Source organism: Sphingobium sp. OAS761 (genome assembly GCF_024168485.1).
Taxonomy (GTDB): domain Bacteria; phylum Pseudomonadota; class Alphaproteobacteria; order Sphingomonadales; family Sphingomonadaceae; genus Sphingobium.
The window spans coordinates 251,641-266,628 of sequence record NZ_JALJVY010000007.1; the positions used below are offsets into that span (position 1 = coordinate 251,641).

Annotated in this window: 9 protein-coding genes; 3 read left to right on the forward strand and 6 right to left on the reverse strand. The window is 61.3% G+C overall.

Translation table 11 applies throughout. The features are described 5' to 3' along the window. Nucleotides 1–89: 89 nt before the first annotated feature. Nucleotides 90–4,157 carry a glycoside hydrolase family 99-like domain-containing protein gene (locus J3E64_RS11655; protein WP_253342980.1) on the reverse strand — a complete coding sequence of 1,356 codons (4,068 nt, stop codon included), beginning with the start codon at nucleotides 4,155–4,157 and terminating at the stop codon, nucleotides 90–92. A gap of 49 nt (nucleotides 4,158–4,206) precedes the next feature. Then, a complete protein-coding gene (locus J3E64_RS11660; protein WP_253342982.1) occupies nucleotides 4,207–8,253 on the reverse strand; it encodes a hypothetical protein in 4,047 nt (1,348 codons plus the stop codon). Nucleotides 8,254–8,796: 543 nt separating this feature from the next. Between J3E64_RS11660 and rfbA the strand changes: the two genes are divergently transcribed. Genes rfbA through rfbD form a run of 3 tightly spaced genes read left to right on the forward strand, consistent with a single transcriptional unit; the run spans nucleotide 8,797 to nucleotide 11,077 of the window. Then, nucleotides 8,797–9,681 carry a glucose-1-phosphate thymidylyltransferase RfbA gene (gene rfbA, locus J3E64_RS11665; protein WP_253342984.1) on the forward strand — a complete coding sequence of 295 codons (885 nt, stop codon included), beginning with the start codon at nucleotides 8,797–8,799 and terminating at the stop codon, nucleotides 9,679–9,681. After that, nucleotides 9,678–10,223, forward strand: a complete 546-nt coding sequence (rfbC, locus tag J3E64_RS11670) for a dTDP-4-dehydrorhamnose 3,5-epimerase (protein ID WP_253342987.1) — start codon at nucleotides 9,678–9,680, stop codon at nucleotides 10,221–10,223. Before rfbA ends, rfbC begins: the two co-directional genes overlap by 4 nt. Further along, nucleotides 10,220–11,077, forward strand: a complete 858-nt coding sequence (gene rfbD / locus J3E64_RS11675) for a dTDP-4-dehydrorhamnose reductase (protein ID WP_253342989.1) — start codon at nucleotides 10,220–10,222, stop codon at nucleotides 11,075–11,077. The genes rfbC and rfbD overlap by 4 nt, the downstream gene beginning before the upstream one ends. Here rfbD and J3E64_RS11680 read toward each other — a convergent pair. From J3E64_RS11680 to J3E64_RS11695, 4 genes are read right to left on the reverse strand one after another with little or no spacing between them, the layout of a single operon-like run. Beyond that, nucleotides 11,074–12,300 carry a glycosyltransferase family 1 protein gene (locus tag J3E64_RS11680; RefSeq protein ID WP_253342991.1) on the reverse strand — a complete coding sequence of 409 codons (1,227 nt, stop codon included), beginning with the start codon at nucleotides 12,298–12,300 and terminating at the stop codon, nucleotides 11,074–11,076. The genes rfbD and J3E64_RS11680 overlap by 4 nt on opposite strands. Next, nucleotides 12,297–12,953 carry an ABC transporter ATP-binding protein gene (locus J3E64_RS11685; RefSeq protein ID WP_253342993.1) on the reverse strand — a complete coding sequence of 219 codons (657 nt, stop codon included), beginning with the start codon at nucleotides 12,951–12,953 and terminating at the stop codon, nucleotides 12,297–12,299. Before J3E64_RS11685 ends, J3E64_RS11680 begins: the two co-directional genes overlap by 4 nt. Next, a complete protein-coding gene (locus J3E64_RS11690) occupies nucleotides 12,950–13,759 on the reverse strand; it encodes an ABC transporter permease (protein ID WP_253342995.1) in 810 nt (269 codons plus the stop codon). Before J3E64_RS11690 ends, J3E64_RS11685 begins: the two co-directional genes overlap by 4 nt. Then, nucleotides 13,759–14,766: a hypothetical protein gene (locus tag J3E64_RS11695; RefSeq protein ID WP_253342997.1), complete on the reverse strand. Its 1,008-nt coding sequence runs from the start codon at nucleotides 14,764–14,766 to the stop codon at nucleotides 13,759–13,761. Before J3E64_RS11695 ends, J3E64_RS11690 begins: the two co-directional genes overlap by 1 nt. Between the last annotated feature and the right edge of the window lie 222 nt (nucleotides 14,767–14,988).

Genomic DNA, 14,988 nt, shown 5'->3' on the forward strand with positions numbered 1-14,988 from the left:
GCAAAAAAGCATCCGACTGTCCGAGAATCGGTCAAGACCAACTAAACTTTCTTATAATCGTAAAGCGCATGGGTCGGTGACGCTTTTATTTAAGCCGTCGCCCCATCCCAACGGCTAATCTCATTTCTTATGGCATCCAGCGCGGCCGCTGCATAATCATTGGGAATCGCACGATATTTTTGCGTCGCAACATCATCTTGCGCGGTGGCGACCAGGGACCATGGCGACAGCAGGAAATCGCGGTCGGAATTGCGGCAAGCGCGAACGACCTGTCTCGCCATGGCCGGCGTGAAGCCCGGCTTCGCCGCACATTGCCCGATCACGTCCGAAAAAAGACGCCCGCGCACATACAGGCAGGATACCGCCATATCCTGGACCTCGGCCGGAATGCACGTCGACAGCCTCTGAAGCGCCATCAGTAATGCTGCGTCCAGGCCAGTGGTGCCGGACTGCTGCGAGAACATAGGTCCGGTTGTCGACAACGTCCGTTCCACCGGCATGGCAAAGCCGACATCCTCACGATCACGGAAGGCCGCCCTCAACCCTTCCAGCCAGCGGGGGCCGACCCGGACATGCGGCTGAACCAGAACGAAATCGCTTGCCTGCATATCTCGCGCGGCGTCGAGAGAGCCGATCCGCCGAACCGAATTCACCTCTTCCCACTCGGTTGAAGAACCGTGCGTGTCCAGCAGAAGAATATGTGCCAGAGCCGGGTCCGTGTGGCGGACCAAGGCGTCCAGGCAGGCGCGCACTTCCTCCCGTGTGCTGCCGTCGGTTGCCACTATTACCGTGACCGTCGAGGCCATGGGCCGTCGCGCCAACTCCTGTTTCGCATCGTCCGCACCTGCCAACGGAACCAGGATGCGATCATAGGCATGGCGCAAGGCATTGCGTAGCACGGCAGGTGAGAAGTGCGCCACTATCCGCTCCCTGCCACGCTCTCCCATCGCCGTGATGCTGTGCGGGGCTGCACTGAGCGCGACCACCTGGGCCACCACCGCCGAAAGGTCTCGATAGGGAAGAAGATAGCCCGTGTGGCCATGGTCGACCAGTTCGGGCAAGGCACCCCAATGATAGGCGATGACTGGGCGACGCGCCGCCATCGCTTCGGCCACGGTGCGACCGAAGGATTCGCCGAAGACAGAGAGGTTGAGCAGGACGTTGATATTCGCCATCGCATCGCGCGGGTCATCCACATAGCCGGCATATTCCAGGTTCGCGGGGCGGTCGCCCGCTTCCACCTCGGCCATCCAGGCATCGATTTCGGGTGTCCGCGGCCCGAAGATCACAAATCGCGCAGCGCTCGTACGGGCGGCGGTCAGACGCGCAACTTCGACGAAGTCGGCAATACCCTTCGCCGGAATGTTGGAACTCACGATGCCGAAACGGATCGCACCTTCGATCCGGTTTTCCATGTCGAACCGATCGGGCGCCACCGCATTCGGGACGTGCAGCGCTCTATCCCCCTGCCCATATAACGCGCAGGTGGCGGCAGAATTACCGATGATCCAGTCTGCGCGCCGCTGAACCGCAGCCACGATATCTCCGGCAGGAGCGCCCATTCGCTGTTCCAGCGTCGGGTCGAGCGTGACCAATTCGCGCGCGTGCACAACGGTCGTGCAACCGAGCATCCGCGCAGCGATCAGCGGCTCCAGAACGACGATGGTGTTGACATGAACTATGTCGACTCCGTGCCGCTGCATGATCTCTGCGAAATCCAGCGTCAGCCACGCATAGGGCGCCCGACCTTCCATCCACTGGGGATAGGGGAACGCGTAGAGGGCAATGCAAAGGTCCAGCAAATGCTCGACGTAATCGGGGTGATTGTCGCTCGGCAAGGTCACAACGATGTTGACCTGCATTTCGGCAAAGCCTTCCAGCACGTCGATAAGGCTACGTTCGCCCCCGAAAAGCTGATGGCCGGAAATATGAGCGCAGACCAATATGGTCGGCCAGGCGGCATTGGCATTGCGCCGGCCGGCGTATCGCCGGGGTGGCGCGGCCATCCTGCCGTCGCGATCGATAGGATTACCGATAACGTCCAGGTCAAGCTTGGGCGCCAGCGACAGGCGCAGTTCGGGCACGGCCTCCACAGCAGACCGAAATGCGGCAAGCCGTGCATCTCCCCAGCTTTCGTCGGGCTCCAGATAGGTGCCTTCCGCCCACTCGTTCCAGGCGTTGATGAACATCAGCGACTCTCCGTCGCCCCCCCGCGCCGCTTCCTGTTCTGCTATCCCCTTGATCCAGCGGCGGAACGCGAACGGCGTGGCGCCATGATAGATGCGCGCGTTCATGCCCCGCCGCGCCATATTGTCCCAGCCGAGCATGGCCCCACGATGGACAGGCCATGGGTAGCCGTCGCCAAAACGCGCCAGGTCATTGTCCACGACCGCCGCATAACTCAATATGTTGCCGGCAAAGGCGGGGGCCAGCGAGGTGACATCGCCCGTCGCGTCCTGCCGCACCGTTTCATGCGGCGGGAACATCACATAGGCGTCCAGCCCGTGATCCTGCGGCTGACCCGGCAAATCTTCGACATCGAAACGCACCGCGCACAGATGAATCTCGCCCAGCCCGGCGCGGCGGCATTCGTCCCGCCAGGCACGCGCGGTTTCCAGCCAGTCCGGGATCACGCCAATGCGATAGACGAGCATCACCGGCTTGCCGTCATGCCGGATCCAGCGTCGGTCGCGCATCATCGGGATCAATTCCCGCATCAATGCAATATTGCTTTCAAGCGAGTAACGCTGCTCCAGCAAAACATCGAGGTGCAGGCCGTCCCAGTTGCGCGACCAGTTCTCATTTGCCCAGCACACGCAGAACGGCAGATCGAGATCGGACTCCAGCATCTGCTCGATCGGCCGGTTGAGCAGCTTGCGCCCCTCGAACCAGTAATAATGATAGCAGAAGCCGTGAATCCCGGCGCTCCGGGCAAGAGCCGCCTGCGCCGCCAGTGTTTCCTGGAGCCGCAGGTCATAATAGCCGAGATCGGCGGGACGACGCGGCTGGTCATGGCCTTCGAACAGGGGATGCCCGCGCGTGACGTTGGTCCATTCCGTAAAGCCCTTGCCCCACCAGCCGTCATTTTCGGGGATGGGGTGAAATTGTGGCAGATAGAATGCCATTGCACGGAATGGCCGGGCTGGCGCTGATAGGGATGCAACAATGCGCGCTGTGGCGGTCGCCCGCATATCCGCCTGCGCCGCCGCGATGCCGAGCATCTGCAAGGCCTGCCCCCAATCGAGCGGCACGGCATCGGGATCGTCGGCGACCTTGCGCCAGACTCGCGCCAGCAGCGGGCGGAGCCACACGGCCGACCCGCATGGTACCGCGAACGATCCGGATGGAAACGGCAATCCCGTCCGGCGCAACAAGGTTTGGACAAGCGGGTCGACACTGTCCAACGACAGCGTATCCGCCCCGGCGCATCCCCAGTCGGCATCGGCCTGAAAATCATCGGCCATCAAAAGCACAGGATCGAATACAGGCTCGTCGACGGCTGCGGCAGGATTGCTCAACAGCAATGCGCAATAATCCCGCAATCCCCCCGCGCCGGCAAATGCCGCAACATCGCGAACGGCATGAGCGCGGTCCGCATCGCCAAGCCATGTGACCGACCGGACCGATGGCGGGATCGCGGAAAAATCGAGTTCAACCGGACCGTGGTAAAACAGGTCCAGCGGTTTCGCCAACCTGCGGCAAGCGTCCAGCACCCCCTGCCATGCCGCATCATTCGCGGCGGCGGCCACAATCGCGATGTCCGCCAATGGCGCAAGCCCGCGTCGGGCAAAGGCATCAGGCGCCATGCGAAACGCCCAGTCACTATCGTCCCGCGCGCTCGCCGGACGCGGCACATCGACGACAGACATCTCGACGCGCGTCGGTCGCCGGGCCAACCGACCTTCCTGTTGGCCGAAACGGATATAGTGCAGCAGCGCGGACATATCGCCAGCGGCGACATCCGGATAATGCTCCAGATAAAAGCGCGTATCGAATGCGGGGCCGGGATCGCGCTTCAGCAACAACCCGAAACGGACATAGTGAAGCAGCGGGTCCATTCCCGTCATACCGACATCGGCATAATGCACCGCGTACCAGTCCGCGTCGAACAGACCCGATTGTCCAATTTCCGCGGACAGGGCTTCCAGATTAGCCACGTCCCGGCTCCCGTTCCATTAGGCGCCGCCTCCGGGGGCAGGCGCCGCCTTATCCACCAATCCGCAGTGCTTCCATCGCGGCGTTGGGCGCGCGACCTTCAACGACGCCGTGCGAAATATAATGATCGTAAGGATCGACGCCGGCCTGGTTGATGTCATTGTTCGTGGCAAGATACCAAGCCGGGTCGAAAGATGCATGCTCGTCAAGAATGCGACGCTGCCTTTCAGCCGTCTTTTTCCGGGTAAATGCGGGGAAAGGCAGAACGGCCTGCGCCAACATTGTCTCCAGAGCGGCCATGAACTGCCTGTAAATCTGAGCATTGGCGCGCTGCGCATCATGGGTTGCATGTTCCCGCGCATCCAGTTCCGACCGATTGGCCAATACGGTGGCACGCAGAATTTCCTTCTGCCGCCGTATGTCGTCCAAGGCGCGCTCCATCGACGTGCGGGTCGCCCCATGATCCTTTTCAACTTGCGCCAACTGCGCATCGAGGGCCGATATCCGCCCTTCCTTTTCCTGAAGGGCGTCGACGAGTTGCCGCTTCTGTTCCACTGCATCGGTCAGGCGGCGCTGCTCCTCCTCCAGTGTCGCCCGCAATTGAGCGACCTGCCCGCCCCGTTCGTCCGCCAGGCGTTCGCGTTGGGCGAGTTCTTCCCGCAATCGCGCTGCCTGCGCTTCGCTCTGCGCAAAGACTTCCTGGGTCTCCCTGAGCTCGTCATGCATCCGGTTGATCCGGGTTTCGCGCTCTTGGGCGACACGGCGCACCGTTTCGAGGTCGCCATGCAGATGCCCTATCTTGGCATCACGGGCAGCGATATCCTCATGGGCCTTTTGCAGATCACCATGCAACCGCACGGCCTGATCCTGGCGGTCCGAAGCAAGTTGTCGCACCTGTTCCAGATCATTGAGCAGGCGCCCTGCTTCCGCCTCCCGATCGAATGCGATACGCCGACTTTCCGCCAGCGCATCATTGGCATCCATCCATTCCGCTTCCCGAGCAGCGAGTTGCCGGGTGATCAGCGCGATTTCCTCAAATCGCAGATTGACCGCCTTTTCCGCGGCCTGACGCGCCCGGGCCAACTCGGCGGACTTGCTTCGCGCCTCGTCCAATTCGCGCTCCAGCCTGGATTTGAGCGCCTCGTGCGCCTCGCGTTCCGCTTCCATTTGCTTGTATGCCGTCGCCAGATCGTCCGCGGCCTGTTCCGTCTCCAGTTGGCGTTGCCGCAAAGCGCTTTCCGTCTGGGCCAGCGCATGGCGCAATTCATCCAGTTCCGCGTTGCTGGCAGCGCGGACGTCGGTCAGTTCCGCGGCCAGGCGCGCGGATTCAGATTCCCATTGCTTCGCCAGATTTTCGGTCTGTCCGATCTTCAACAATTGATCCCGCGCCGTCGTCTCCGCCGTCGCCAAATCGCTCGTCAGCTTTGCCAATTCTCTGTCGCGCGATGCTACCGCAACCTCAAGGTCCGACTTTTCTTTCTCCAGTCGGGCCTGAGCTATATGCTGCGCCTCGATCTCCCGGACCTTATCGGCCGCGTCCCGGGTCAGTGCGTTCCGCTCTTGCTCGACCTCCAGATGACGGGCTTCCAGATCGGCATACTTCTGTGTCAGTTCCTGCACCTTGTCAGAAGCAGCCTTCAGATCGGACTCGAGGGCGTCCTTGGCGGCTTGCAGGGCGTCTCGAAGCTGACGCGTGTCGACCAGGCTGTCTTCCATCGACCGCGCCTGCGTCCGCAACAATTCCGATTCGCGCTCCGCGGCAGCCTTCTCAGCTTCCAGCACGGCGTGGCGTTCGCGAAGCGCGTCCCGATCCTTCTGCGTGGCGAGATGGCGTTCTTCCAGGGCGATCTTCGCGCGCTGAATCGATTCCGCCTCGGCCAACGCGGCCGCGACCTTCTGGTCGGCCTCCTTCTTCTCCTCCAAAAGCCTTTCGCGCCGCGTTTCCATTTCTGCGACGGCTTGCTCCAGCGACTGCTTTTCCGCCAGAAACGCCTCACGCTCCCGCTCGACTTCGGCTTGCGCCGTCTCGACTTCCTGACGGGTCGCCGTGAGATCGGCTTCCAGTTTCGTGCGCACTTCGCGCAGCGCGTCCCGCTCCTTCTGCGTGGCGAGATGGCGTTCTTCCAGGGCGGTCTTGGCGCGCTGAATCGATTCCGCCTCGGCCGACGCGGCTACGGCTTTCTGATCCGCCTCCTTCTTTTCCTCCAAAAGCTTCTCACGCCGCGTTTCCATTTCTGCGACGGCTTGCTCCAGCGACTGCTTTTCCGCCAGAAACGCCTCACGCTCCCGCTCGACGTCGGCTTGCGCCGTCTCGACTTCCTGACGGGTCGCCGTGAGATCGGCCTCCAGTTTCGTGCGCACTTCGCGCAGCGCGTCCCGCTCCTTCTGCGTGGCGAGATGGCGTTCTTCCAGGGCGGTCTTGGCGCGCTGAATCGATTCCGCCTGGTTCAGCGCAGCTGCGGCCTTCTGGTCGGCCTCCTTCTTCTCCTCCAAAAGCCTTTCACGCCGCGTGTCCATTTCTGCGACGGCTTGCTCCAGCGACTGCTTTTCTGCCAGAAACGCTTCACGCTCCCGCTCGACGTCGGCTTGCGCCGTCTCGACTTCCTGACGGGTCGCCGTGAGATCGGCCTCCAGTTTCGTGCGCACTTCGCGCAGCGCGTCCCGCTCCTTCTGCGTGGCGAGATGGCGTTCTTCCAGGGCGGTCTTGGCGCGCTGAATCGATTCCGCCTCGGCCGACGCGGCTACGGCTTTCTGATCCGCCTCCTTCTTTTCCTCCAAAAGCCTGTCACGCCGCGTTTCCATTTCTGCGACGGCTTGCTCCAGCGACTGCTTTTCCGCCAGAAACGCCTCACGCTCCCGCTCGACGTCGGCTTGCGCCGTCTCGACTTCCTGACGGGTCGCCGTGATATCGGCCTCCAGTTTCGCGCGCAGTTCGCGCAACGCATCTCGCTCCTTCTGCGTGGCGAGATGGCGTTCTTCCAAAGCGGTCTTCGCGCGCTGGATGGCTTCGGCCTGCTGCTGCGCTTCCTTGGCGCGCGTTTCGATGCCGCCCTGGGCCGCCTTCAGCTCTTCCCGCAGCTTGTCGCCCTGGGCAATTCGGGCCTCCAGCACCTGCATCTTTTCTCGCAGTGCCGCGCGCTCCCGATCGGCCGTAGCGGTTGCCTGTTCCATCGCGCTGGCCTGCTCCAGCAACACAGCCCGTTCGTCTATCAGCGCCTTGTGACGCTCCTCCATGTCCGCGCCCGCGGCCAGAAGGGTATCGCGTTGCTTCTGCGTGGCAGCATGACGCAATTCGAGTTGGTTCTTCGCCTCGCTTAGCCTCGCTAGTTTTTCGGCCTGCTGGTCGAACTCGGCTTGCCGCGCGATCAGTTCAGACCGCTCCTGCTCCAACTGCTGAATTCTCGCGAATCGTTCGTCATTATCCTTGGCGATCAAGGCCATGGCCTGTCCGGCGGCATTGAATTCCGCGTGAATGCCGTCAAGCAGGGCCAGGCCGCGATCATTTTCGCCGTTCGCCGCAAACTCGTTCAGCACCTCATATGTGGTTCCGACCCATTTCGCGGCATAATCTAGAGTTTTCAGTGACTTGACTTCTTCCCGATGGTGCCGCAGGTCGCTGGCCAGAAAGCCGGCCAGTTCGCGCCGGACCTTGTCGGAATTGCGCGGCCAGAACAGATCGAGCGCCGCCTCGGACCTTTCGATGAAGCCGACATAGTCATCCATGAGGTCGTCATAGGATGTAAAGTAGCGGCGCAGCCCCCGGCTGCCGCGTTCTCCCTCCAGCGTGTAACGGAGCCACAGCAGTAACCCCTTCGGCATCAGGAATTTGTTCCGCCGTTCCAGGGAACGCGCAACCTCGATGGGGTGGCGCAGCGTATGCACAACGACCGGTTCGATGCCCATGGTTTCAAATACGCTGCGCCAGAACGGCATCAGCAGACACAGGCGCGGGTCCTTTATGACGAAAAGATTGGATTTGCCGAATTCCGCCTCGACACAGGCGATGGCCCTTTCGCGATAGCGTTCCATCGCGGAGGAACGGAACCAGTTGGGGTTGAATTCCAGCCAGTCGGCCCAGCCTCCACCGCCTGAACTCAAGATTTTCTCGTTCAATTCGTAGATCGGACGGGATTCCCAGTATCCCGACGCGTTAAATTCGTCTGCCCCCATGAGATTAGGGGAAGTATCGCACCCCAGCAGATTAAGTGTCCGCGACAACGCACTGGTCCCGGACCGGTGCATGGCGACAACCAGGACCACTGTGCGCTGGCCTTCCGAGCCACCCGCCTTCTGGGCTTTGGCGACGACGCCGGATGACCCACGGGCGTTTCTCTTCCTGCTGTTAGCCGTTGCTTCCGCTGTCGTTGTCGATACCGCTTCGTCCACCGAAAACCCGCCTTATTACCCCTGTTGCGCCGTATCTCTGACCGCAAGATCATGCATGTCAATGAGAAACCCGACACATTCATGTCCGTCCCTGCACGGGACTAACGCCCCGGCATGACGATTCGCTGACGCCTGCGAGCGGCGAAGAACGACGTCGTCGATCCTGCGATAGCATCTAAATGCCGCACCGCAACACCGCCTTGCAATCGCGGCCGGCGCCAATTACACCCCGACCGGCCGGGAAGGGAGACTGACGTGCGCAAAGGAATAATATTGGCGGGTGGTTCGGGGACCAGACTTTATCCTCTGACTAAGGGCGTCTCCAAACAATTGATGCCCGTTTATGACAAGCCGATGATCTATTATCCGCTGTCGACACTCATGCTTTCCGGTATCCGGGACATATTGATCATTACGACCCCTCATGACGCGGCCGCGTTCCAGGCCCTGCTGGGCGATGGCAAGGAATGGGGCATGTCCTTGTCCTACGCGGTGCAGCCCGAACCGAAAGGCCTGGCGCAGGCCTATCATATCGGTGCGGATTTTGTGGGCAACAATCCGTCCACGCTCGTGCTGGGCGACAACATCTTTTATGGCCACGGCCTTGTCGACCTACTCGGCCGCGCCGGCACGCGCGATACCGGGGCTACCGTGTTCGGCTATTATGTCAGCGATCCAAAAGCCTATGGCGTCGTATCATTCGACGCGCAGGGACGCGCGGAAACGATCGAGGAAAAGCCGGCCGAGCCCAAGTCGAACTACGCGGTCACGGGTCTGTATTTCTACGACGGCCGGGCCGTCGACATGGCCCGCGACCTGGCGCCATCGCCGCGCGGTGAGCTGGAAATCACGGACCTGAACCGCCTCTATCTGGAAGAAGGGTCGTTATCGGTTGAGATCATGGGCCGTGGCTATGCATGGTTGGACACGGGCACGCACGGCTCTCTGCTGGATGCTGCGCTCTATGTGCGCGTGACCGAGGAGCGGCAGGGGCTGAAGATCTGCTGTCCCGAGGAAATCGCCTGGCGGCAGGGCTTCATCGACGATGCGCAACTTGAAAAAGTCGCGGCACCACTGCGCAAGAGCGGTTATGGCGATTATCTGATGGGCCTTCTGGGCGGTAAGGGCGCGATTGCATGAATATCATTGAAACCGCGATTGCCGGCCCGCTGATCATCGAGCCTCGTGTGTTCGGGGATGACCGCGGCTTCTTCTACGAAAGTTACAACGCCTCCGCCTTCAAGGCCGCCGGGCTGGACCTGAATTTCGTTCAGGATAATCACAGCAAATCTGCCAAGGGCGTGTTGCGCGGCCTGCATTTCCAGAACCCCAATCCGCAGGGCAAGCTGGTGCGCGTCACCGCCGGCCGCGTCTGGGACGTGGCGGTCGACATTCGCATATCCAGTCCCAACTTCGGCAAGTGGGTGGGCGTGGAACTCTCGGCCGCAAACAAGCGCATGTTCTGGGTACCCGAAGGGTTCGCCCACGGTTTCATCGCGCTCGAGGACGGGACCGAATTTCTCTATAAATGCACTGCCACCTATGATCCGTCGGCCGAGCATTCGCTGATGTGGAACGATCCGGCCGTCGGCATCGAATGGCCGTTGGAAGGTCTGGAACCCCAATTGTCGGGCAAGGACGCGCAGGGCAAGACGCTGGCCGAAATCGAGGCATTCGCATGAAAACCCTGATCGTCGGCGCCAAGGGACAACTTGGCCGTGGCCTCCAGGCGACTGCGCCGGAAAACGTGAAGCTGGTCTGCGTCGATGTCGATGAACTGGACATCACGGATGCCGACACGGTGCAGGCATTCGTCACACGGGAAACGCCCGACCTGATCCTCAATGCTGCGGCCTATACAGCCGTCGATAAAGCGGAGGCCGAAGAGGAACTGGCACTGGCGATCAACGGCACGGCGACCGGCACGCTGGCCGCCGCCGCCCGCTCGGTCGGCGCGCGCTTCGTCCATGTTTCTACCGATTTCGTATTCGACGGCATGTCGGGCGTTCCATATGCGCCCGACGCCCCGACAGGCCCCTTGAGCGCCTATGGCCGTACCAAGCTGGCCGGCGAGCAGCTGGCCGGGCCGGACGCGCTGATTGTCCGCACTGCCTGGGTATATGCCCCGACGGGCGGCAACTTCGTGCGAACCATGCTACGCCTGATGGGCGAACGGCCCGAAGTGCGCGTGGTGGCCGATCAGATCGGAACGCCCACCTATGCGCCGGGCCTTGCCGCCGCGTTATGGACGATGGCCGGGGCCGGAGTGGCGGGGATACATCATTATACCGACAGCGGCGCGGCAAGCTGGTATGATTTCGCCGTTGCGATCCAGGAAGAAGGCCTTGCCGCCGGCCTGTTGCAGCAGGAAGCGCGGATCATCCCCATTCCCACGAGCGACTATCCCACACCCGCGACGCGTCCGCATTACTCTGTGCTGGACAAGGCGTCGACCTTTGCCGCGCTCGGCGGCCCCACGCCCCACTGGCGCGCCAACCTGCGCGTGATGATGCAGGCGATCAAGGCAGAGGGCTAGGAAACGGGATCGACGGCAGCGCATAAATTCAGCGCGTTCAGCAGCGCCAGTGCGCTGTCGTCCCATCCGTCCCCGGTCCATGGTTCCGGGTCAGATTGTTCCAGCGTCGCCATGATGCGCGCACTCAGCGCGGCTGGTGCATCATCGGTAAAGTAGGACAGTCCCGGCCGTTCCAACTCGCGGAATACCGGCAAATCTCTCGCCAGGACTTTGCGTCCCTGTCGCAGCGCTTCGACGATCGGCAATCCAAATCCTTCGCCACGGGACGGCACGATCACTAGCGCTGCGCGCTCATACAAGGCGCCGAGCAGTTCGTCCGATGCCCGGCTGAGCCAGGTAAACTGCGTGCTCTCCAGCGCCGCCATGCGCGCCTGAACGGATTCGGTCCGCCAGCCGGGCTGGCCTACGACGACCAGATGCGGCGCTGCTTCCGGCTGGGTTTCCCAAAGATGCGTCATGGCATCCAGAACGCAGTCATGCCCCTTGCGCGGTTCGATCGTGCCGACCATCAACACCGTCCTGACGCGCTCGGCCCACATCACCGCATCACGGCCTTTATCGCCTATGCCGCTTGTCGGATTGGTTGCCTCCACCGCACCGCTCAAGGGGATGACGGGCATGGCGATCTCCTCCCGGCGCGGCGCGGCCGTTTCGGCGAGCCAGCCATCCAGGTCGGATGCCACTTGATGCGATATACAGATGGCACGGTCGGCACATCTGGCGAGAACGCCGATCCAGCGCGCGAAATTACGGCTCGTGCTCTTGGGGAACCATTCTGGGTGTCGAAGCGGCAGCAGGTCATAGACCATGATGTTCAGGGACGCGCCCGCCTTGCGCCAGCGTTTCAACTGCCTTTCATGCCGGGCGAGGCGATGGGCCGCGAGATCAAGGCCCAGAAAAAGATCCCCCTCCCCGGCCTGCACCAGCGGTGCACGCGATTCGGGCAATGACAACCGACCACTTTGAGGATCGAACCCCGCGATGCTGTATCCGCGCCGCACCGTCGCGGCCACCGGCAGCAATTCGATATCACCCAAATCCATCCGGTGTAAATGCAGCCAGATCGCGCGCACCACCCGCTGAATGCCCGTCCCTGCATCATGTTGGGCAATGGTGGAAACATCCACGAGCAGTCGTCGTGCACCGACAGGCCGGTGGCTCCGCTTTCCGGCTGCTGCGAACGGCGACGTCGCCCGTTCCAGCAGCCTACCGAACCAATTCATTCGCGGTCATGGTTCTGATAATAATCATAGGCGGCATCCATATCCGAGAAATGGTGCAGGGCGCCACCGGCCATAACCGAAGCACGGTCGCAATGTTCCCGGATATAATTGTCGCTGTGGGACACAATGATCATCGCACGGTCCTTGCGCTTGATGAACAGTTCCTCATAGCATTTGCGCTGGAAGCGGGCGTCGCCCACAGCGACGATTTCGTCGATCAGAAAACAATCAAAGTCAACGGCGAGTGAAATTCCGAAACCCAGACGGGCGCGCATCCCAGCGGAATAGGTCTTGATCGGTTCACGCATGTACCGCCCGAGTTCGGCGAAATCATCGACCTTCCGCGCGGCTTCGTCCGCATCCTTACCATATACGCGGCAGATGAACCTCAAATTGTCCATCCCGGTAAGGGAATGTTGAAACGCGCCCGAAAAGGCGAGCGGCCACGAAATGGACATGTCCGACCGGATATAGCCGCTGCTTGGCTGCTCGACGCCGCCGATCAACCTGACCAAGGTTGACTTGCCTGCGCCGTTGCGCCCCAGGATGCCGATTTTTTCGCCACGGCCTATCGTGAAATTGACATCCTTGAATATCGACACCCGGCCTGCCCGGGTGGGATAGGATTTGGAAATGTCGACAAGCTCGATCATGCGGGCACGAGATTCCGGCTGGCGCGCTTGATTTCGAGCAGCCCCAAAAGACTGAAGGTCAAATTGCACATCGCCATATATCCCAGGTCGTAGTGGGCCGTGAAATGTGAACCGAAAAAGCCGTCACGCACACATTCGACACCATGAACCATGGGCAGGTACAGGATCCAGCGGGCAAATTCGGGAGGAAGTGCATCCACCAGAAACGCGGACCCCGAAAGCGGAAAAAGAAGATATGCCGTAGGATGCCAGAATTTGTCGATCAGTTCTGTACGGTGCGACAAGGCACCCATGAACATCCCGAGTGCGGAGCCCCACCAGGCAAGCATGACCCATCCGACAACGACTTTGAGCACATCTTCGGGAAGCTGAATCCAGCCGATACCCGCGAAGAAAATCGTCAGGAAGAAAAAGGATATGGCAACGCCGATGCCTTCGAGCGTCAATCGCGCCGCGAATACGTCGAAAATCTTCACGTTGCGATGGTACATCAACGACAGGTTCGGGCTGATGGAATCCACCAGCCGGGACGGCATGTTGCGCCAGACCAGGACGCTCGAATAGCCCGTGAGAGCAAATGCCGCGATGGGCAGGTTCGACCCGTGCACCGCCTTGGTCGCGCTCCAGATCGCCGTCACGCCGACGGTGAACAGCATCGGTTCCACGAACAACCAAAGAAAACCGATATTGTGGCGCCCGTAGCGCGTAATGATCTCGCGCATCAACAAGGCGCCGATGACGCGTCGCTGGATCGTCCAGGACCGCCAGAGACTGGTCCTGGGCTGCTCCTGCCGCTCGCCTTCCATCAGTCGCGATGCTCCCGGATACCGCCCATCAGCATCGACAGCACTGCCCATATGACCAGGCCGACGACAAATGTGCTCAGGATACCGCGCAGTCGGCGCGGGCCGCTCGGATAGTCGGGTTTGCTGGGCTCGACGATGCGCTCGACATAGGCGCGCTTGCGACGGGCCTCGTTACGGGCTTCCTGCAACGAGGTGATCGCTGCCGCCATTTCCTTGTCGGCCAGCTGGCTTTCCAGCGCCAGGCGCTGGTATCGGGCGGCCGTTGCTGCCAGGGATTTCTGATTGCCCGCGATCAAACCGGTCTGCTGCTCGATTTCCTTGTTCAATTCGCGCACGCGCGTCTGAAGCACCGGTATCTGGGGATTTTGCGGCGTGAACGCGCGCAACTGAACGAGTTGCGTCTTCGTTGCGATCATTTCGTCCTGCAACTTGGACACCATCTGCAACTGGACTTCCGCCTGCTTTTCCGGATCGACCACACCTTCGCGGTTGCGATAGTCGGACAGGGCCAGAGCAGCCGTGCTGGCCGCTGCCTTGGCTTCCTGCAATTCCTTGGCCGCGTAGCCGATGAGGTCTTCGCGGGCGCGGGTGTTGAGCTTGTTGACCAGCGCTTCGGCCTGCACCAGCAGCCGTCGGTTGATCTCGTAAGCGTCCTGCGGCGCGAACGCGTCGACGTCCAGCGTCGTGATCGAGGACGCTATGTCGTGATTCGCCTCTACCTTTTTGGAGTAGAATTTGAACAGCTGTTCGTCCGACCCGCCGCTGCCCAGCGGATTGAAGCGATTGAAGATGGAGACGCTGTCGTTGCCATAGGCATTCCTGACCAGGCCATCCCTGTTCAGCGCCTTGAGCGCGTCGCGCGAAAGCATGTAGTCGTGCGTCGCATAACCTTCATTGGCCTCACCGGACGAACCGCCCTTCAGCAGCAGGCCTAGCCCGCCGCTGCTGCTTTTGTCCGGACTACGCACGACGAAGCGCGATTCCGACGTATAGACGTCGGAGCTCAATCCAAAATAAAGCGCCGCTAGGGCGGTCGGAATAAGGACCGCAACGATGAAGAGAGTTGGCAAGCCGCCAACACGTTCAGGAATCTTGATCATCTTCACCTGTTAACCCGTCGTTCGCGCCGGTGTTATACCAACCTCCAATGATCCTGACTCACGTTGGGGATTCCCAAAGCGATGAATGTCTGAATCTATGGGTGCCGGTTGGAGGGCATTGCCATGGGT